At 52.8% G+C, this 20,522-nt stretch carries 16 protein-coding genes and 1 tRNA gene; 8 read left to right on the top strand and 9 right to left on the bottom strand.

Annotation, left to right across the window (positions count from 1 at the left end; translation table 11 throughout):
* Positions 1-305: 305 nt before the first annotated feature.
* Positions 306-2,183, bottom strand: coding sequence for a SurA N-terminal domain-containing protein (locus BR04_RS14935; RefSeq protein WP_496356825.1), 1,878 nt, complete (start codon positions 2,181-2,183; stop codon positions 306-308).
* Positions 2,184-2,397: 214 nt separating this feature from the next.
* On the opposite strand from BR04_RS14935, the gene BR04_RS14930 reads away from it, so the two are divergent.
* Positions 2,398-2,473, top strand: a tRNA-Ala gene (locus tag BR04_RS14930).
* A gap of 7 nt (positions 2,474-2,480) precedes the next feature.
* Here the strand turns inward: BR04_RS14930 and BR04_RS14925 are convergent.
* Positions 2,481-3,128: a class I SAM-dependent methyltransferase gene (locus BR04_RS14925; protein WP_496356824.1), complete on the bottom strand. Its 648-nt coding sequence runs from the start codon at positions 3,126-3,128 to the stop codon at positions 2,481-2,483.
* Positions 3,115-3,468 (bottom strand): DsrE family protein, encoded by a 354-nt coding sequence (locus BR04_RS14920; protein WP_496356823.1) that lies wholly within the window; start codon positions 3,466-3,468, stop codon positions 3,115-3,117. The genes BR04_RS14925 and BR04_RS14920 overlap by 14 nt, the downstream gene beginning before the upstream one ends.
* A gap of 115 nt (positions 3,469-3,583) precedes the next feature.
* On the opposite strand from BR04_RS14920, the gene BR04_RS14915 reads away from it, so the two are divergent.
* The 6 genes from BR04_RS14915 to BR04_RS14890 all read left to right on the top strand — a co-directional run bounded on the left by BR04_RS14915 (position 3,584) and on the right by BR04_RS14890 (position 9,293).
* A complete protein-coding gene (locus BR04_RS14915) occupies positions 3,584-4,690 on the top strand; it encodes an A/G-specific adenine glycosylase (RefSeq protein WP_496356822.1) in 1,107 nt (368 codons plus the stop codon).
* Positions 4,691-4,699: 9 nt separating this feature from the next.
* Positions 4,700-5,449, top strand: a complete 750-nt coding sequence (kdsB, locus tag BR04_RS14910; RefSeq protein ID WP_496356821.1) for a 3-deoxy-manno-octulosonate cytidylyltransferase — start codon at positions 4,700-4,702, stop codon at positions 5,447-5,449.
* The gene (locus BR04_RS14905) at positions 5,446-6,087 is read left to right on the top strand and encodes a Maf family protein (RefSeq protein ID WP_496356820.1); all 642 of its coding nucleotides are present in this window, start codon (positions 5,446-5,448) and stop codon (positions 6,085-6,087) included. Before kdsB ends, BR04_RS14905 begins: the two co-directional genes overlap by 4 nt.
* A complete protein-coding gene (locus BR04_RS14900) occupies positions 6,084-6,770 on the top strand; it encodes a YggS family pyridoxal phosphate-dependent enzyme (protein WP_496356819.1) in 687 nt (228 codons plus the stop codon). Before BR04_RS14905 ends, BR04_RS14900 begins: the two co-directional genes overlap by 4 nt.
* 7 nt (positions 6,771-6,777) lie before the next feature.
* A complete protein-coding gene (locus BR04_RS14895) occupies positions 6,778-7,341 on the top strand; it encodes an epoxyqueuosine reductase QueH (RefSeq protein WP_496356818.1) in 564 nt (187 codons plus the stop codon).
* 107 nt (positions 7,342-7,448) lie between these two features.
* Positions 7,449-9,293 (top strand): M48 family metalloprotease, encoded by a 1,845-nt coding sequence (locus BR04_RS14890; protein ID WP_496356817.1) that lies wholly within the window; start codon positions 7,449-7,451, stop codon positions 9,291-9,293.
* Here the strand turns inward: BR04_RS14890 and BR04_RS14885 are convergent.
* The 3 genes from BR04_RS14885 to BR04_RS14875 all read right to left on the bottom strand — a co-directional run bounded on the left by BR04_RS14885 (position 9,286) and on the right by BR04_RS14875 (position 13,907).
* Positions 9,286-11,580 (bottom strand): ATPase, T2SS/T4P/T4SS family, encoded by a 2,295-nt coding sequence (locus BR04_RS14885; protein ID WP_496356816.1) that lies wholly within the window; start codon positions 11,578-11,580, stop codon positions 9,286-9,288. The genes BR04_RS14890 and BR04_RS14885 overlap by 8 nt on opposite strands.
* A gap of 82 nt (positions 11,581-11,662) precedes the next feature.
* Positions 11,663-11,887 carry a hypothetical protein gene (locus BR04_RS14880; protein ID WP_496356815.1) on the bottom strand — a complete coding sequence of 75 codons (225 nt, stop codon included), beginning with the start codon at positions 11,885-11,887 and terminating at the stop codon, positions 11,663-11,665.
* A 133-nt stretch (positions 11,888-12,020) separates the two neighbouring features.
* Positions 12,021-13,907, bottom strand: coding sequence for an ABC-F family ATP-binding cassette domain-containing protein (locus BR04_RS14875; protein WP_496356814.1), 1,887 nt, complete (start codon positions 13,905-13,907; stop codon positions 12,021-12,023).
* Between the two features lie 581 nt (positions 13,908-14,488).
* Here BR04_RS14875 and ppdK point away from each other — a divergent pair.
* Positions 14,489-17,206 (top strand): pyruvate, phosphate dikinase, encoded by a 2,718-nt coding sequence (gene ppdK / locus BR04_RS14870; RefSeq protein WP_496356813.1) that lies wholly within the window; start codon positions 14,489-14,491, stop codon positions 17,204-17,206.
* Positions 17,207-17,407: 201 nt separating this feature from the next.
* On the opposite strand, the gene BR04_RS14865 is transcribed toward ppdK, so the two are convergent.
* From BR04_RS14865 to BR04_RS14855, 3 genes are all read right to left on the bottom strand, one after another.
* Positions 17,408-17,830, bottom strand: a complete 423-nt coding sequence (locus tag BR04_RS14865) for a MaoC family dehydratase (protein WP_496356812.1) — start codon at positions 17,828-17,830, stop codon at positions 17,408-17,410.
* Between the two features lie 87 nt (positions 17,831-17,917).
* A complete protein-coding gene (gene phaC / locus BR04_RS14860; protein WP_496356811.1) occupies positions 17,918-19,174 on the bottom strand; it encodes a class III poly(R)-hydroxyalkanoic acid synthase subunit PhaC in 1,257 nt (418 codons plus the stop codon).
* Positions 19,175-19,266: 92 nt separating this feature from the next.
* Positions 19,267-20,154, bottom strand: coding sequence for a poly(R)-hydroxyalkanoic acid synthase subunit PhaE (locus tag BR04_RS14855; RefSeq protein WP_496356810.1), 888 nt, complete (start codon positions 20,152-20,154; stop codon positions 19,267-19,269).
* Positions 20,155-20,522: the final 368 nt, after the last annotated feature.

Here is a 20,522-nt window from a genome sequence, read left to right as displayed (position 1 = left end):
GAAAAATCACTCATATAAAATAAGTAGTGACCATGATTTGTGCTAAACCCTTGCCAGGCGGGTGTTTTTCAAAAAAAATGACAAAGTTGGGTTAAAAAGAAAAAGCTGAATGATGAAATTCTTACCGGAAGGGGAGCCCCCCCTTCCGGTATATTTTTAGCCCTTTACTTTTACTGATTTACCATCTTGCTTCAGCTATCGTTCCCATGCTCCAGCGTGGGAACGATGGATCCAAAGCTACACGGGCAAAATCTGCGACAGCATGACTGGGTCAGGATGATAATCAAAAAACCTAAGGAAGACCATCAGCCCTTCTGCTGAAAGGCGGGTTCCACCTCTATTGCTGCTTTTTCCCGCAAAGAAGCCATCCACTGACCATACATACGGTTCTGCTTGCGTTTTTTCAGCTCACCTTCAATTTTTTCCCGATCCGCCTCAAAATTCTTTTCATCGGGAAGGCTGCGTTCCGTGATGCGAAAGACCGCATAGCCTTCATTCAGGATAACAGGTTCATCGGGAAGCCCCCTGTCCTTCCCAAGGGCAAAGACTGCGCGGCTGAGCAGGGGATGGGCTCCCATCTTGGGAATACTCTCCTCCTTGCCAAAAAGGCCGGTCTGCACCAGAACCGCATCCGTCTCCCGGCCTTCCTTCAGAGCCGCCAGAACGGCATCCGCCCTGGATCTGGCCATCTGATCCGCAGTTTCTTTCCGGATATCCGCCAGGATGCGTTCCCGCACATCTTCCATGGGAGGAATACGGGAAGCTTCCCGTGCCACAACGGAGATCAGGTAAAGGGCATCCCCGATCTCAAGGAGTTCACTGACCTCATCCTCCACAAGGGAAAAGGCAGCATCGGCAAATCCCTTCCCATCCGCCATATCGGAAACCGGGCCTCCCTTCCCAAAAAAACCGGTCTCATGCAGGGTCAGCTTGGAGGTCAGAGCCACTTCGTTAAGGTCGGCTCCCGCAAGCACCGCATCATAGGCGGCATCGGCCATATCAAAGGCCTGGCTTTTCGCTTTTTCCTCCCGCAAAAGATCCCCAAGCTCCGCGGCCACGGATTCAAAGGGCTTCACACCTTCGGGAAGACGCTGATCCACACGGATCAGGTGCCAGCCAAAACGGGTTCTCACCGGAAGACTGAGCTCCCCCTCCTTCAGGGCAAAGGCCGCCTGGGAAAAAGGGGCCACCATGGCCTCCCGGGGAAAGACCCCAAGATTGCCTCCATCGGCAGCACTGGGACACTGGGAATGCTGACGAGCCATTTCAGAAAAATCTGCACCTGCGAGAATCTTCTCCCTCAGAGCGAGAATCTCCTTTTCCGAGGCCGCCACAAGATCCGCAGGCGCATTCTCATCGACCTGAAGCAGAATATGACGGGCTGCCACACGCTCCGGCTCACGGAAACTGTCCAGCCGCATTTCATAGGCATGGCGCAGTTCTGTTTCCGACACCTGAATCTGATCCTTCAGTTCCCCATGGTCAAAACGCAGATACCGGGTCTTGATCCTGGGCTCTGTTCTGTAAGTTTCCTGATGGCTGATGTAGTAGGCCTGCAAGGCCTCTTCCGCAACAGGCTCCGGCGTAAAATCCGAAGGCCGGAACAAAACGGCCTCCATGGCGATTTTCCGGTTCTTCTCATTAAAATACTCCAAGGCTTCCATCCTGGAAACCTGTACCCCTCCGAAAACCAGATCCTGCAATTTTCCCAGCAGCAGATCTTCCCGCTGCCGCTCTTCAAAATACACAGCGCTCATACCATTGGCCTGAAGCAGACGGTTATAAAGCGCAGCATCAAAATTTCCTTCGGTCTGAAAAACGGGAATGGCCGCAATGGCAGCACTCACTTCCGCATCCGTTACCTGTAGTTTCTGACTTTCCGCCTCATCCATCAGAAGCTGACGATCAATGAGCCGCTGGAGTGCCTGCTCCTGAACCTGAAAAAGTTCCAGAATTTCAGGAGAGACCGTCCCACCGAACTGACGACGGATCTGATCCACCATGGACTGGTACTCGGAGCGATAGGCGTCCACACCGATGTTCGTTCCATTGACAACGGCAACCCTGTTTATTTTTCCGGTCTTGTAACTTTGAATCCCCAGGAAAACAAACACAATGACAATAATCCCCAGGATAAACTTGACCATCCAGGAAGATGCCCTCTCCCGTATCCCTGCCAGCATAGAAGAATCCTTTTCTTTTCAAAAAGTTAGACGGATATTACTTTCATAGGCCGCATATTTTAACGGTGAAAGACGAAAAAAACCAGCCCTCCCCCTGTCTTTTTCCAATACCCTGTGTTTTTTTCAGGGCAGATCATAAAATCTCGTTTCCATCCTATTTTTTTATTGACACCCATGGGACGTCCTGATAAATGGTGCCTCGTTGTTTGCATGTGGGGTTGTAGCTCAGCTGGGAGAGCGCATGGCTGGCAGCCATGAGGTCAGGGGTTCGATCCCCCTCAGCTCCACCAAAATGGTTTATTGTAAGGATCGTCCTGATGACGATCCTTTTTTTATTTCATACCCGGCCACAGCCCTCAGAACCCAGCCCAGCCAGGAGGTTCCGGCTGCGGAACTCTGTCTCGAAAAATGACAGACCGCAAGTCCGAGCTCTTTCCACAAAGACAGCCCCGCAGCCTCCTCCCACAGATGGAAACACCGGCCATAACCATCCTGTTCCATTCCCCTGCCCTCCTTAAGCGAGATATAAATACGGCCTCCTTGCAGCAGGCAGGGCAAAAAACGCAACATGATGTCCGCCACCTCCTGAGGAGGCAGATGCACCAGGGATCCTGAAAAAAGAAGGCCATCCACCCGGACATCTTCCAGATTCCAAAATCTGAAATCCCCGCGGTGTACCCTGCATCCCGAATAGCTTTCCGCAAAAGAGGCAAGCTCCGGAGAACGCTCCAGGCCTTCTGCGCAAAGTCCCCGCTCCCGCAGCCAGAGCAGATCCCGGCCCGAACCACAGCCCACATCCAGCACAGCCCCACCCGGCCTCAGGCTTTCAACAAAGGGAAGAAGAAACTCTGCGGGATCCGCTCCCAGGGCCTTGCGTATGAAAACATCGGCATGGTGGCGATAATAATGGATTTCCGCAGATTCTCCCTGTTCAGGGTTTGACATAGGCACAGCCCTCTTCCTGTTGCAGGCGTACCAGCTCCAGGATACCCGCAGCTACGGTTTTCATGCCTTCGGGAAGCTCCGAAACCTCCACACCGTTTCCCCTCAGGGCATTCTGACAGGCAACAAAATGGACACCGGCTTCGGTCAGGGCCAGCAGTCTTTCCGAAAGGGACTTGTCCAGATCCCGAAAAAGCAGTACCCCTGGACCGTTCACCACAAAGTGGGCATTCACATGGGCAGGGCCTCCAGCGGCGCGTACCAGGTTTTCAAGGTTGGTCAGGCCAATGGCCAGACGTTTTTCTTCAGGATCATCCATGTGCAGCACAACACGCATTTCCATCTTTAAACCTCCAAAAACTGGGTATCCACAAACATCCCTCATTTTTTTACCGAATTAAAAAAAGACAGGATAAGAAAAACAGGGAAAAAATCCAGAAAAATCGAAAAGGGATACCATGTATTTTCCAGCAGCAGAGAACGATATCCAGAGTTTCCGGAAAGCCCTCCTTGACTGGTACAGGCTCCACAGGCGGAATCTGCCCTGGCGCTCCAGCAACGATCCCTATGCCATCTGGATTTCTGAGGTGATGCTCCAGCAGACCCGCGTGGACACGGTGATCCCCTATTATCTTTCATTCATGGAACGCTATCCGGACATCAAAAGCCTTGCCGATGCGGAACCGGAGGCCCTTTTAAAAAGCTGGGAAGGCCTTGGCTATTACAAAAGGCTTCAGAATCTCCAGAAATGTGCCCGTCTCCTTGTGGCAAAGGGAGAGACAGGACTTCCCGAAGAGTTTTCCGCCCTGCGCCAGCTTCCGGGCATTGGCGACTATATCGCAGCCGCCCTGGCCTCCATTGCCTTCGGCAGGCCCGCCGCCGTGGTGGATGGCAATGTCAAGCGGGTGCTGGCAAGGCTTTTCTGCGATCCCTTTCCCGTCAACCACAGCAAGGCCCACAGCCACTACCAGCCCTATGCGGACAGCCTCCTCTGCCGGGAATATCCCGGAGATGCCAATCAGGCCCTGATGGAGCTGGGGGCCACCCTCTGCTCTCCAGGAAACCCGGACTGCGGAGCCTGTCCGGTAGCCTTCCTCTGCGAAGCCCGGATCAGAAAAGAAACCCGGCTGTATCCCCAGCGTGAGAAAAAAAAGCCCCTTCCCTTTTTTTCCATTGCCTGTGCCGCCATTCTGGATGAAAATTTCCGGGTGCTGGTCAGCAAAAGACCGGAAACGGGAATGCTGCCCGGATTCTGGGAATTTCCGGGAGGAAAGTGCGAGGAAGGCGAAACAGAAGAAAGGGCCTGCATCCGGGAGGTACGGGAAGAAACGGGGCTCACCATCGAAAACCCGGAAAGACTCTGCACCATCCGCCATGCCTATACCCATTTCCGGATTTCCCTGACCCTCTTTACCGCTTCCATCCGTGACGGAAAAAAGCATCTGACCCTTCCCGGAGAGTACCGCTGGCTTTCCCTTGAAGAAATGGAAGAACTGGCCTTTCCTGCGGCAAACCGCAAATGTATGCCCGCACTCCGGAAATGGCTTGATACCCATACCCCCTGAGGAGATATCATGAAAAAAATCGTCGTCATTCCGGCCCGCTGGGGTTCCAGCCGGTTGGAGGGCAAGCCCCTGCGTCCCCTTGCGGGCAAACCGATGATCCAGCACGTTTATGAGCGCTGCAAAGCCGCCCGTGTAGATGAGGTTGTGGTGGCCACGGATGACAGCCGGATTCTCGATGCGGTGACAGCCTTTGGGGGCAGGGCCCTGCTCACGGCTCCGGAAAACCGCTCCGGAACCGACCGGGTTGCCGATGCCGCCCGGATTCTGGGGCTTTCCGAAGAAGACCTTCTTGTGAATGTTCAGGGAGATCAGCCCCTCATCCATCCGGACTGCATTGACGAGGTGCTGGCCCCCTTTGCCCTGGAACCGGATCTGGCCATGAGCACCTTGGGCTTTGTCATCCAGGATCCACGGGAAATCACAGATCCCAAGGATGTCAAGGTGGTTCTCGACACAAGGGGCAATGCCCTTTACTTTTCACGGGCCACCATTCCCCATGTTCGGGATGGGGGAGCGTCTTCTGTCTTTATCAAACATCTTGGCGTTTATGCCTATACCCGCCGTTTTCTGGAGATTTTCAGAAATCTGCCCTCAGGCACGCTGGAAGAACTGGAAAAACTGGAACAGCTCCGCGTTCTGGAACATGGCTATACCCTCCGCGTGGTGATGACGGCCCACGATTCTCCGGAGGTGGATCTTCCCGAAGACATCGCCCGCATTGAGGCCAAAATGCTCCGGCAGGACAAGGAGAGGCCATGAAACCCCAGCTGATTCTCGCCTCCCAGTCCCCGAGACGCAAAGAACTTCTGGAGCAGGCGGGCCTTTTTTTCCGCGTGGTTCACAGCGATATGGATGAGGACAGTGTAACGGCGGATACGCCCGGAGCCCTGGCCGAGATCCTGGCCCTGGCCAAGGCTGAAATTGTCAGCCTCGAATATCCCGAAGACTGGGTGCTGGCCGCAGACACCCTGGTGGTGGTGGGCCATCATGTGCTGGGAAAACCCAAAAATCCTGAAGAATCCCGGGCCATGCTGGCCATGCTGAGTGGCATCACCCATCAGGTCATCACCGGAGTGGCCCTCCTCAACCGGGCGGCCCAGACCCGCAAGGCCTATGCCGTTTCCACGGATGTGCGTTTCAAGACCCTTTCGGAGGCTGAAATGGCATGGTATGCAGATACGGATGAACCCTATGACAAGGCCGGAGGCTATGCCATCCAGGGCCTTGCCGCCCACTTCATCCGAACGATCTGCGGCTCCTACACCAATGTAATGGGGCTTCCCATCTGTGAAGTCATGGAAAGCCTTGCCGCCGTCGGCGTCCTGCCCGTCTGCTCCGAAGAGACCGGCTGTGAGACCCCAAGGACATCCCCTACCCAAAGATCGGATACCCCATGATAGCCCATAAACTGGAAGCGCTGAGGGAAAGCATGGAAAAGGCCTGCCTTGCCTGCGGGAGAAACCCGGAAAGCGTTCACCTGGTAGCCGTGAGCAAAACCAAGGGTGAAGCCCTGATCCGGGAAGCCCATGGAACAGGCCAGCGCCTTTTTGGCGAAAACTACGTGCAGGAACTCGCAGCCAAAGCGGAAAACCTGAAGGATCTGGATCTCCACTGGCACTTCATCGGCCATCTGCAACGCAACAAGGCCCGTTCCGTGGTACAGCACTGCGCCCTCATCCATTCCGTGGATTCCCTGCGCCTTGCTGAAGAAATCAACCGGCAGGCGGAAAAGACCGGAAAAATCCAGAGCATTCTGCTCCAGATTCATCTGGGTGGTGAAGAAAGCAAATCCGGGCTTCTGCCCGAAGAACTGCCCGCTGTGCTGCAAGCCCTTCAAAATCTTAAAGGCATCAGGGTGGAAGGCCTCATGACCATCCCCCCTCCCGCAGGGGAGGCGGAAGACAACCGCGTCCATTTCCGTACCCTGAGGGAACTCATGGAAAAGGGCAATGGTCTGAATCTCCTTCTCTCTCCCATGACCACCCTCTCCATGGGAATGAGCGATGACTTTCAGGTGGCCATTGAGGAAGGGGCTACCCTGATCCGCATCGGCACAGCCATTTTCGGAAAAAGGAGCTGATCTTCCCATGAAAATACTGCTGCATACCTGCTGCGGGCCCTGCACCCTCTATCCTCTGCGCATTCTCAGGCAGGAAGGCCATTCGGTGATGGGCTTTTTCTACCGCCACAACATCCACCCCTTCACCGAATGCCTGGCACGGGAAGACACCTTAAAAAAATATGCCCTGGAAGTGGACATGAAGGTCATCTTTCAGGAGGATTATGCTCTGGAGGAATTTCTTCAGGATATGGTGTTCCGTGAAAAGGAACGCTGCCGGATCTGCTACCACAAACGGCTCACCGCCACGGCCCTTCTCGCCAAACGGGGAAAATTTGAAGCCTTTTCCTCCACCCTGCTTTACAGCCGTTTCCAGAACCACAGCCTTATCCGGGAATTGGGAGAAGCTGTGGGAAAACAAGCGGGCGTTCCCTTTTTATACCGGGATTTCAGGGAAGGCTGGCAGGAAGGGATTGAAGAATCGAAGGAAAGGAAGATGTACCGTCAGTCCTACTGTGGCTGCATCTACAGCGAGAAGGATCGCTACTACAAGGCGAACAAGGCCCCAGCCCTGAAAAAAACATCCCCGTAAAAGGGCTGACAGAGAAATCTGAGCGGTCAGGAACCGAACGGCCAGAAAATCCCGACCCGACACAGCCCTAAAACCGCCAACACGCCATGGGGCAGAGGATACAAGCCATGTTTCATCACCTTTTCTCCACCATTGCGGCCCTGATCCTCATCACCGCCCACACCCCGCCCCAGGAGCCTCTCAGGCCAAACCAGCTCTTTTCCGACATTCTTTTTTCCATCTTTCTTTTTTTTCTTTTCATAGCCCTATGGAATCGCCGCACCATGGCCGGGGTTCGGGAAGAAGCGGAATCCTTCCCATCGGACAGCACCCAGAAAAGAATGCAGATGCAGACCCTCTCCCTGCTCCTTTTCTTTGCCTTTCTCATTCACGGGCTGCACCTGCCCCTTCTCGTCTGTCCGGAAGTTCTGGCCGCCCACCTTCCCTTTATCCGGGATCTGGGATCTGTTCTGGTCTATTTCCTGCTTCAGGGAGGGCTGTGGTTTCTCGGGGCAGCGGCCATGGGTATCCGGAATCCCCGGGAAAAAAAGGACTTCATCCGGGAGCAGATGGGACTCAGCCTCCCCGCCCTCCTGCCCTGGCTGCTCTTTTCCGGATTCCATGACCTTCTTCTTCTGCTTCCCTCTCCCGGATTTCAGGAAATTTTCCGAAGCCCCATGGGCCAGAACCTCTACCTCATCGCCCTTTTTACGGCAATATTTCTCTTTGCCCCTGTGGGCATACAGCGTTTCTGGAAATGCCGACCCCTGCCCCAGGGGGCCTTACGCCAGCGCATTGAGGGGGTACTGCATCATACGGGAACCGCCTTCCGGGATATTCTCGTCTGGCCCCTCTTCGGAGGCCGCATGCTCACCGCAGGGGTCATGGGCCCCTGGGCACGCTTCCGTTATATCCTGGTCACCCCCGCCCTCCTGCGCAGTCTCTATCCCGAAGCCCTGGAAGCCGTCATCGCCCATGAGGCGGGTCATGTCCAGCGCCATCACCTTCTGCTCCATGTACTGATCCTCGCGGGCTTCATGCTGGCATCCTGGGCTTTTATGGATTTTTTCTACCAGGCCCTTCTTCTGGGAGCCATGCGCTTCGTCCTGCCCCACACAGCCCTGATTTCTCCGGCAAGCCTTGCCACCGGCATTGCCATTTCCCTCTCCCTCATGTTTTTTCTTTTCTATTTCCGCTTCGTTTTCGGTTTCTTCATGCGCAATTTTGAACGGCAGGCGGATGCCTTCGCCTTTCGTATGCAGGGAAGTGCCCGCCATCTCATCGAAACCTTTCATCTCCTTGCCCATATGACAGGGCAGCATCCGGAAAAACCCAACTGGCACCACTTCAGCATCGGGGAACGCATCCGCTTCCTCATCCGTTGTGAAAACACCCCCCGGATCGCAGAACAGCACGACCAGAGGGTAAGGCGCATGCTTCTCCTCTACCTCGGAGCGCTTGTCCTCATGGCTGTGGCAGGAGGCTACCTCCATGCAGGAGGCGGCATGGACGGTGTACAGTCCGCCCTCTTCATGACCAGTCTTGAGATGGAGGCGGAAAAGGACGGGGACAATCCCCTCTTACTGCGCTATCTGGGGGATCTCTATCAGGAAAAAAGACGATGGAAAGAGGCCAGATCGGTGTACCAGAAGGCCCTCCTGCTGGCACCCGAGGATGGGGAGCTCCTCAACAACCTGGCCTGGCTGTGCATCACCGCAGACGATCCCGCCACAGCCGACCCCGCGCTCGGGGTGTATCTTGCCGAAAAGGCCGTGATGAAAACCCCGGATAAACCCCATGTTCTGGACACCCTGGCAGAAGGCTACTACCGCACAGACCGCATGGAAGATGCCCTCCGAACGGGAAAAAAAGCCCTCCTTCTGCAACAGGAGGAAGGAAGGGATACCGGCTATTATGCGGATCAGGTGAAAAAATTCATGCAGGCCGCAGAAAAGAAAAAACCGGCTATTTGATACAGACCTTCCGTACCTGCAAAAGATCCGTATGGCCCGCAAACACCTTGATGATACCATCCTGCTTCAGGGTGGTCATGCCTTCCTCAATGGCCAGATCCCGGATTTCCTCCATGGGAGCCTTGCGCTGAATGAGGCGCTTGACCGTATCCGTACCCACAAGCAGCTCATGAAGCCCCATACGACCGGCATAGCCCGTCTGATTGCAGCGTTCACAGCCCTTGGGCCTTCGCAGTTTCAGCTCCTCGGTATACAGGATGCCCGTTTTCTCCTCAAACTTCTCATCCCCGTATTCCCTTACCATTTCATCAAACTCTTCCCGTGAGGGATGGTATTCCTCCTTGCAGTTCTTGCACAGGGTTCGCACGAGACGCTGGGCGAGAATGCAGAGAACGGCGTCGGCAAAGTTGAAGGGATCCATGCCCATGTCCAGAAGACGGGTCACACTCTCCGGAGCACTGTTGGTATGCAGAGTGGAAAAGACGAGATGACCGGTAAGGGAAGCCTCAATGCCAATCTGGGTGGTTTCCTTGTCCCGCATCTCCCCCACCATGATCACATCCGGGTCGGCACGGAGAAAGGCACGCATGGCTGCGGCAAAGGTAAAACCGATTTTGGACTGAACCTGCACCTGACGCAGGCCCTTCTGGGTGATTTCCACGGGATCTTCCGCTGTCCAGATTTTGCGCTCGGGCTTGTTGATATAGCCCAGGGCGGAATGCAGGGTGGTGGTTTTACCCGAACCCGTAGGCCCGCAGACAAAAATAATGCCATAGGGCTGCTCGATGAGCTTGATGAAATTGCTGTAGTTGCGATCGGAAAACCCCATCTTGTTCAGGGGGATAGGTTCACCTGCGGCAAGGACACGCATGACCACATCCTCCACCCCGCCCTGGGTGGGAACGGTGGCCACGCGCAGCTCGATATCCCGTCCTCCGAATTTCTTGAACTTGATCTTGCCGTCCTGAGGCTTTCTGCGCTCTGCAATATCGAGATCCGCCATGATCTTGATTCTGGATACAATGGCGTTCCGGTAATTGTAGGGAATGGTCTGATATACGGTGCAGGCCCCATCCACACGCACCCGCACCTGGGTATTCTGTTTTCCAAGGTAAGGCTCGATATGGATGTCCGAGGCCCCCTTGCTGTGGGCATCCAGAATGATCTTGTTCACCAGCTGCACCACAGCACTGCTTTCCTCAGAAACCCCGGCCTCGGCCTCTTCCTCTTCCTGAACCTCATCCTTCAGCTGGGAAAGAAGATCATCAATGGAAGCATCCCCGTCGGCATGCTGGGTGAAACGATCAATGAATCGAATGATATCATCTTGAAAACAAAAAGAAAAAACAGGATCATACTTTGGAAAAAGGGCTCGGATCTCTGAAAGGCGCTGCAAATCATGGGGATTGTCAATGGCAATCATGGGCTGACCTTCCCCGAAGCCCACGGGAACCCAGAAATTGGCCCGCATATAGTTGGTCTTCTGCCCCTCCAGCAGCTCTCCGGGAATGGGAATAAGATCGCTGTAATGCTGATAGGGGACTTTGTAGAACCTTGCCAGGGATTCCCCCACATCCTTTTTGCTGAGCTTCAGGTCATGGAGCAGGATGGTCTCCACACTTATTTTTCTGTTCCGCGCAAGGGCTACGGCATCGTTGAGTTCCTTCTGGGTAAGAATATGATTTTCAAGGAGATGATCAAACTTGGTAACCCTGCGGCTGCTGGCCAGACGTTTCTGGTTGTGCAGGGCAATCCCCAGAACCTGGGCCAGCTCCGACACGTAGATCTCATCCCGGTTATCAAAGGCAACGCCGTTTTTCCGGTTAATCAGCTGCAGGGCACCCAATAAAAAACTTTTATAAATAATGGGCACCACCAATACCTGGCGGGTAACAAAGCCCGAACGCTGATCCCAGCTTTTGTCAAAGGAAAGCACAGGATCAATACGCTTCAGCTCCCCATCGTCATACACATTGGTTACATTCACCAGCTTCTGATTGAAAACCGAATACCCGGAAATGCTGTTTGCGGATATGGGCACACGGATCTCTCCGATATCCTCTCCGCTCTTAAAACGGGAAACCAGCTCCCTTTTAATCCCGTCCACATAATAGATGGTGAGGCGCTCACAGGTGAAAAGGGAGGTGATTTCATCCTTCAGGTCAATAAAAATCTCATCCAGGCGGGCGGCAGAATAAATTTTATTGGTGATTTCCTGCAAACGTGTGCGGTACTCCACCTCTGATTTCAGGGTTTGCACATCCTGATTCTTTTCCACCGGTTCCATAATCCGCTCCTGTAGGCAGTATTTTTATCGGCGTTGAACAGCACACATCGGGCACCCTCCAGAAGGACAGATGTCCCCAGAGCTAGGCCTTGAAAAAACGGTACCACAGCTTACGGATCCCCCCGCCTATCAGAAGAATGGCCATCAGATAAAAGCACAGCCGGATAAAAAAAGCGGATCCTGAAAAGGTATCCATCTCCAGTATGGTCGGCAGCACCTGGGGAATCCTGAAAATCACACCAATTCCGGCACCGATCAGTGCCAAAGCCCAGATCAGATCCAGGGGATTCTTATTGTCTTTTTCCATCAGTCTCACCTTCACGTAAAAGGGTATCCTTACAAGATTTGTTTTTCAAAAAATGTGCGCGGTTCAAAAAAAGCCTGAGCCCCTCTGCCCCAGCCCGTTCTGCACAGCCAGGAGCCTGTCCTTTTCTACAAAATCAGCACTCTCCTTCTCCCAGGGCCTGCATTTCTTCGTCAAAAAGGGCTTTCAAACGTTCATGTTCCAGGGTCAGCGCTTCAAGGGACTCATAGAAGGTATCAATCCTGGCCTGCATTCCTGCAATGGATTTGGAGACCTCAGCCACCTTCAGGCCATTCCCATTCTGGGCACAGGTCTGCATTTCCAGGGTCAGGTTCTGCAACTGCGCTTCCGCCCCCTCGATATCCCCTTCCATGACCGCCATCTTTTTTTCCAGGGGCTTCAGGGCAATGGATTTGCGCTGCACCACTTCAGAACGCATCCTCCTGAGATCCTTTTTGCTTGCACCGGTTTTTTCCGTCCCCCCCTTTGGAGCAACTGCCAGAGTGGAGGTCATGCTCCCCCCCTCCTGCCCTTCACGCTCCTCCTCCCAGCCCACCTTTTCAAGGAAAGACTGGTAGCCCCCGTCAAATAGTTCTGGCCCTTTTTCGCCAAAAACCACCAGACGATCCGCCAGAGCATGGAGAAACATCTCGTTGTGGGTGACCATGACCAGGGTTCCCTCAAAGGCATCAATGGCTTCCAGAAGGGCATCGCAGCTGTTCATATCCAGGTGGTTGGTCGGCTCATCCAGGAACAGGAGATTATGGGGCTTGACCAGAAGACGGCCCAGCATGACCCGGCTTTTTTCACCACCGGAAAGCACACGGATGGGTTTTAAGGCCTGATCGCCTTCAAACATCATGGCACCGCAGACATTGCGTGCCGTCTGACGTTCACAGTCCCCATGGGCGGCCTGGATTTCCTCCTCCACAGTCCGTTCCGGATGCAGATGGCTGATGTGGGTCTGTTCATAGATCCCCGCCTCAATCCCCGGATTCAGAACCACAGCCCCCTGATCCGGTGCTGTTATCCCGGCAAGAAGCTGCAAAAGGGTCGTTTTTCCTCTGCCGTTCTTTCCCACAATACAGACGCGCTCCCCGGCCGTAAGGGTCAGGGAAAAATTGTGTATCAGAGGCTTCTGACCTCCATAGGCAAAGGAAAGATCCCTGGCCTGAAGCATGTATTTTCCTCTGTAGGGCAGATAACGGAAACTGAACTCCAGATCCCGGATATCCTCAAGCCTGTCCCGTTTTTCCATCTTGTTGAGGGCCTTGATGCGGGACTGCACCATCCCCGCCAGTCTGGCCTTGGCCCGGAATCTTGTGATGAAAAGCTCCATTTCCTTTCGCTTTTTCTCATCGTTGATCCGGGTTTTTTCATAGATTTCTTCTTCCTGAGCCATCTGAGCATAGTATTTTTCCGTATCTCCCGCCACTTTCCGGATACGCTTTCTGTGAATCCCCACCACATGGGTCACCACACGATCCATGAAGCTTCTGTCATGGGTAATCAGTACCAGCTCCCTCGGCCACCCGGCAAGGAAACGCTCCATCCAGCGAATGGAAGTGATATCCAGATAGTTGGTCGGTTCATCCAGAAGCAGAAGATCGGGTTCAGAAACAATCACCTTGGCAAGGTGCACCCGAATCTGAAATCCCCCGGAAAAAACCGATGGCGCAGAAGCCATATCCTTTTCGGAAAAGCCCAGACCTGCCAGAATTTTTTCCACCTTCCACAAGGCCTCCTCTTCCCCTTCGGGCAGGCCGGAAGCCACTTCCTCCAGAATCGTGGGAGCGGAAAAAACAAGGTGCTGGCTGACATAACCGATGCGATAATTTTTAGGAATGAGGATGGTGCCCCCATCGGGCAGGGTTTCTCCGGAAAGGATACGCAGCAGTGTTGTTTTTCCATGTCCATTGCGGCCCACAAGACCAATACGTTCCCGACTGTTGACCTTAAAACTCACATCATCAAAAAGATCCTGATTTCCATAGCTTTTACTGAGATGATCAATCTGTATCATACATACCCGTCCATGGGATTGGTTTCTGAATGCCAAGGGTCGCCACCTGCAGATTTCCCCTGACCCCGACAGGAACCGGGAAAATCCGGAACTGACCATAGCATGCCTTGAAACAAGGGAAAAGACGTATAAAAACGGGAATCCCTTCCTGGTCAGAACGGGTCACAGGCTGAGGAAAAACCTTGTTTTTCCTTGACTTCATTCCCAAAAATCCTTAGAGAGACCCTGATTTCAGACCCTTTTCAGGTCTTTTCCCAATCTTTAGAAGTTTTTTAAGCCTTTGTGGATTTCGGGTTACGGCACCGGGTATTCCCACAAAACATTAAAACGCTATAATATCAAAAAGATGCACATGAAGTTCTACGGAGGAAATGTCGGCAAGGGCAAAAAAATATTTTTTGCCCTCCAGGGGCCACGCATCCAGTCCAGGCATGATGCTACCCCATCCGAAAAGCCGTTTTTCCCATTGTCTGCGCCATCGCCATCCTGGCCGTGGACCTTAAAAAGCGGACTCCATGCCCATAAATTCATAATACTTTTTTTATCAAGCTCGCCGTATTTTGGAAAGGAAGGAAAAAAGCATGACAACCTATGTTTATGGTTTCGGCAATGGAACGGCAGATGGCGATGCGACCCAGGCCGATCTCCTGGGCGGAAAAGGTGCCAATCTTGCCGAAATGGCCCAGATGGGCCTTCCCGTTCCCGCAGGTTTCACCCTGAGTACAGCCTGTTGCAATGATTTCCTGTCTTCCGGTGGTACCTACCCCCAAAAATTGCAGGAACAGGTTCAAGCGGCCCTGAAACATGTGGAAAACAGCATGGGTATGCGTTTTGGAGATCCTGAAAATCCCCTGCTGATATCCTGTCGCTCAGGTGCCCGCCAGTCCATGCCCGGAATGATGGAAACCGTACTGAACGTAGGACTCTGTCCCGCAACCCTTCCCGGACTGATCCAGAAAACCGGAAATGAGCGTTTTGCCTTCGATGCCTACCGCCGCCTGATCATGATGTATTCCGACGTGGTCATGGAAAAGGCCGAAGGTATTGAACCCATCGACGGAATGGGAATCCGTACCCGGCTTGACCATATCATGGAAGACCTCAAAGAAAAAAAAGGCTACAGCAGTGATACGGATATTCCCGCCGAAGACCTGAAAATGCTCTGTGATGCCTTCAAGAAAAAAATACGGGAAGTGCTGGGCACCGATTTCCCCGATGAACCCGAAAAACAGCTCTGGGGTGCCATCGGTGCCGTATTCAAAAGCTGGAATGGCCGCCGCGCCATCGCCTACCGTCGCATTGAAGGCATCCCTGACAAATGGGGGACAGCCTGTACCGTACAGAGCATGGTTTTCGGAAACATGGGCTCCACATCTGCCACAGGTGTTGCCTTTACCCGTAACCCTGCCAACGGGGAAAACCGTTTTTATGGGGAATGGCTTCCCAATGCCCAGGGAGAAGACGTTGTTGCCGGGATCCGTACCCCCAATCCCCTCAACATGGATACAAAAAACGATCAGAATGCCCATCTGCCTTCCCTTGAAGAAGAAATGCCCGCTGTATACAAAGAATTGTACGCCATCCGGGAAAAACTCGAAAAGCATTACCATGACATGCTGGACATTGAGTTCACAATTCAGGAGGAGCGTCTGTACATGCTTCAGTGCCGGGTTGGTAAAAGAACCGGCCCCGCAGCCCTGAACATGGCCATGGATATGCTGGAAGAAGGGCTTATTGATGAAAAAACCTGCGTCATGCGGGTTAAGCCCACCCAGCTCGATGAACTCCTGCATCCCATCGTGGATCCGGCCAATGAAAAAACCGCCACCCTCATCGCCAAGGGACTGCCCGCCGGGCCTGGTGGTGCTTTCGGACAAATCGTCTTCACAGCTCAGGATGCCGTGGAATGGCAGAAAAAGGGCAAACAGGTCATCCTCGTCCGTGAGGAAACCAACCCCGAAGATGTGGAAGGCATGCGGGCTGCCGAAGGTATTCTTACAGCCCGTGGTGGCATGACCAGCCATGCGGCCCTTGTGGCCAGGGGCTGGGGAAAATGCTGCATCGTGGGTGCAGCCATGATCAAGCTGGATACCCGGGCCAAAGAAATGCGCATTGCCGGACGGGTTTTCAAAGAGGGGGATGTGGTCACCCTGAACGGTTCCAGGGGTCTTGTCTACGAAGGCTCCCTGAAAATGATAGATGCCACGGAAAACCCCCGCTTCAAAGCCTTCATGTCCATTGTGGATAAATACCGCACCATGGGAGTTCGCACCAATGCGGACAGCGCCCAGGATACCCGGATTGCCCTGGATTACGGTGCCGAAGGTATCGGGCTGTTCCGTACGGAGCATATGTTCTATGGGCAGGATTCCGAAAGACCCCTCTTCCTGCTGCGCAAAATGATTGTCAGCGATACCGAGGACGAAAGACGCCAGGCTCTGGAAGAACTGTTTCCCTTCATGAAACGGGATATTCAGGCCACCCTGGAAACCATGGACGGCAAACCCGTCACCATCCGTCTTCTGGATCCTCCCCTGCATGAATTCGTTCCCCATGGACAGGCGCATCAGGAAGAACTGGCCAAGGCTCTGGACATTGATGTCAATGATGTGATCCGGCGTGGAAATGAGCTTCAGGAAAGCAACCCCATGATGGGCCACAGGGGCGTACGCCTTGGGGTTACCTATCCGGAAATCACGGAGATGCAGGTTCGGGCCATTCTTGAAGCTGCCGCAGAACTGCTCAAACAGGGCAAAAATCCCATGGCGGAAATCATGGTGCCCGTGACCTGTGACGTGAAAGAACTGGTCTTCGCCAAAGCCATCACAGACAAGGTCTATGCCGCAGTTCTGAAAGCCTTTGGTCTTCCCGCCATTGACTACAAGTTCGGCACCATGATCGAAATCCCCAGGGCCGCCCTCCTTGCCCACAAGATGGCGGAAGTTTCCGAGTTCTTCTCCTTCGGAACCAACGACCTCACCCAGATGACCTTTGGCTTCAGCCGGGATGATACGGGAGGATTCATGTCCGAATACCTGGACACGGGGATTCTGGAGGCCGATCCCTTCCAGACCATTGACCAGGACGGCGTGGGCCAGCTCATCCAGTATTCCGTGGAACGGGGCAGAACAACCAGACCCGATCTCAAAATCGGCATCTGCGGTGAACAGGGTGGTGATCCGGCATCGGTAGCTTTCTGCTATGCGAACAACCTCACCTATGTGAGCTGCTCCCCCTTCCGCATCCCCATTGCCCGCCTTTCCGCAGCCCATGCGGCACTGAAGGCGGAAAAAAACTGATCCGCTTCTAAAACAGACAAAAGACCAGTCCCTTTCCGGGGCTGGTCTTCTTATAAATTCTGGCGGATGACACAAAAAATCCGTCGGAGTTTTCTTGATCAACCGGCTCTTATGCTCGAACACATCACGCGCTGTACTTCTGCCACTTGTCAGATTTCGGTACAAAACGCTTTTTCATGTTTTAAGGCATTCTGAAAACGATCAGGAAGCCTTGGGAGGACTCATCAGGGCTTCTCCATCCACCACCAGCACCCCATCCTGATTGGTACAGGTTGTTCTCAGGGTTACACGGTTTTTCTCCAAAAGAAGACCTGTAATCTCCACCTTGGCGGTGATGGTATCGCCGATACGTACCGGAGCAAGAAACTTCAGTTCCTGGCGCAGATAAATGGTACCCGGCCCGGGAAGACGTGTCCCCAAAACCGCAGAAATGAAACCGGCACTCAACATGCCATGGGCAATGCGGGTTTTGAATACGGTTCCCTTTGCATATTCTTCATTGATATGGGCAGGATTCAGGTCTCCCGTAACCCCCGCAAACTGATAGACGTCACTCTCGGAAATGGTTTTGGTGAATGTGGCACTGTCGCCTATGGACATCTGATCAATGGTAAGTCCCTTCATATCTTCTCCTCAGGAATAGAAACATTTTTACACCTGCTCCCTCCGCCCTTCAGCGGAAGGACAGATCAATCCGGATACCATGGAGAGCTACCGTACGGAAGGCTTACGGCTCCCCTTGGCCGCATAGTCTTTTTTACCGGAACTGCTGCTTCGGCTGGCACCCGTACCGGAAGTCCCGCTTTTTTTCGGTTCTTTCTCCTTTACCACCTCATCCGGCCGGGACTGTTCCAGAGCCTCCGCAAGAACAGGGCGTTCTATGGGAAGATCCCGTTCAAGAAGCCAGTTTGAAATGGTGGGCACAAACTCATTCTGGTACTTGGAACTCACATAAATACCGATATGCCCTGTCTCCAGACACAGATCCTTTGTGTCCTTGCTGCCGATCTTGCGCGTAATCTCCTCGCTTGCCGCAGGAGGAACGAGATGGTCAAACTTTGCATAAATATTCAGTACAGGCATGGTCACCCTGGAAAGATCCACACGGTGGGAACCTACCTGCATCTTGTTCTGAATCAGCAGATTCTTCTTATAAAGATCTTCTATGAACTGGCGAAAGGTTTCACCCGGCACATCGGGGCTGTCATAAATCCAGCGTTCCATGCGCACAAAATTTTCAACAAAGGTCTTATCCCCAAGATTCTGCAAGAAAGATTTATATTTATCAATCATGAGACGGGCCGGATTCAGGAGCAGAAAACCAAAATTCATCAAATCACCCGGCATATTGCCGTAATTTTTCAAAATGGCATCCGCATCCAGATCCCGCATCCAGAGATGCAACAGCCCTTTATCATGGTCAAAACTCGTTGGGGTAACGGTCAGAACAAGGTTTTTCACCTTTTCCGGATGGATGGCGGAATAAATGGTGCAGAAGGTTCCTCCCATACAGATGCCCATGAGATTGACGGATGCAACCTTCTCCCTTTTGCGGATAAAGTCCACGGCATCATCCATATAGATGTTCACATGGTCATCAATGCTGAGAAACTTATCCTTCTGAGTGGGATATCCCCAGTCCAGCATATAGACATCCATGCCATCGGCAAGAAACCTTTCCACCACGCTGCGGCCAGGCTGCAAGTCCAGCATGGTTTCCCGGTTAATAAGGGCATAGACCACAAGGAGGGGGGTTTTTCTGGAAGTCTTGTCCTTTACCGTTGAACGGTAAAATTTCAAACTTACCCTGTCCTCCTGCCAGACCACCTCATAGGGTGTTCTTGCGATCTTGTCGTCCAGGGAACTGAGCAGGACATCTACGGCGTCCTTCATGTATGCCTGGTTTTTTTCCGTATTGTTTTCAAGATCCGTAAGAAATTTATCCGCCAGTTTAGCAATATCCATCATCATCATCCCCCGTTACTTTGGTGCTGCCTATTCCTGAAAGAATCAATGCCTGCCAGAAAAAGACGTCAAGGTGCCACATATCATGCCCTGTTTCAGGCCTGACAGTTTTCCCTTTTTTCCAGATCCCGAATCCGTCGCTTCAAGGCATAGAGTTCCTTGTACAGCTCATCCATTTCCGACCGTGTGGGTACGGGAATGTTCTGCAGGGAATCCTCAATCATGGCATCCCGGGCAGATTTGAATTCTCCCATGGCTCCCAGGGTTTTGCCCAGGGCAGAGGTATATTCCGGAGACCGGAACAGTTCCATATAATGGGCTTCCAGTTTCTGCAGCCACATTTTGTAATATTCTTCCTGATCTTCGGGCAGGCGACCTTCGGCAACCATATGCTCCAGATCCTTCTGCATCTGCAAAAAACTCTGCTCCATGGGAATATACAAAAAATGAAGCAGCTCAATGGCATTACCATGGAAAAGACTGAAACGATCCAGGGCCGTCATCATTCTTTCCTGATATTCCCGGCCCAGTCCCACCTGGGGGATATGGAAAACTTTGCGGATTTCCTTTTCATAAATCTCCTGCCATGCATGAAGAAGATCACTTCCCGATCCTGCCGACTCCATGGTCTCGAATACTTCACCCAGTTTTTCCGCATTTTCCATAAAACGTGTCTGAATAAACTCTGTCTGCTTCTGAAAGACCTGGACAAAACGGCTCACAGCTTCCATCTGGGAAGAAAAATCCGCAGGATCAAATCCCTTTTCGCCATTTTTCTGCATCGCATCACCCCAGTTTTCCATGGTTTTCCGAAAGGTATCCCAATTGCTGGTCATTGCCTGCATCATGTTCTGTGGCAAAGGACTCTGGGTACCGGGAAAGCCCTTCCAGGAATCCGTATAAGATTGCCAGAATTCTCCGGCCGCCTTTGTCCAGTCCTGTACTGCATCGGAAAACATGGATGCATCCTGATTTTGTGCCATTCAACCTCCTCAACGTTATCTGTTGTTGGACGAAAACAGATCCCTGATCCTGGATCCAGGACAGAATAAAAAACGTCCCGTTTCGCCAACTTCAACCACACCTTCAATATGCTTTACACGCCACATCCCGAATACTTTCAGTTTTTTAAAATTGGGATGGTTTTGAGTGGCGTCAAGATTTTTTTATCTGTTTTCGTATGGAGTCTGAAATAAAACCAAGAATGATGTGTCAGCCCGTGAATCAAGCCTCAGTCAAGCAGAATGCCCTGTATGAAGCCCACCATGCCAACATGGGCATTGATTTTAATCCCTAAAATACGGTGATGTATTTCTAAAGGTTAAAACCCTTGCCCCTCTCCGGGCTGGGT

Source organism: Desulfobotulus sapovorans DSM 2055, assembly GCF_059569355.1.
Note: the sequence above shows the minus strand (reverse complement) of the source record. Positions and strands in the feature narration are given on the sequence as shown.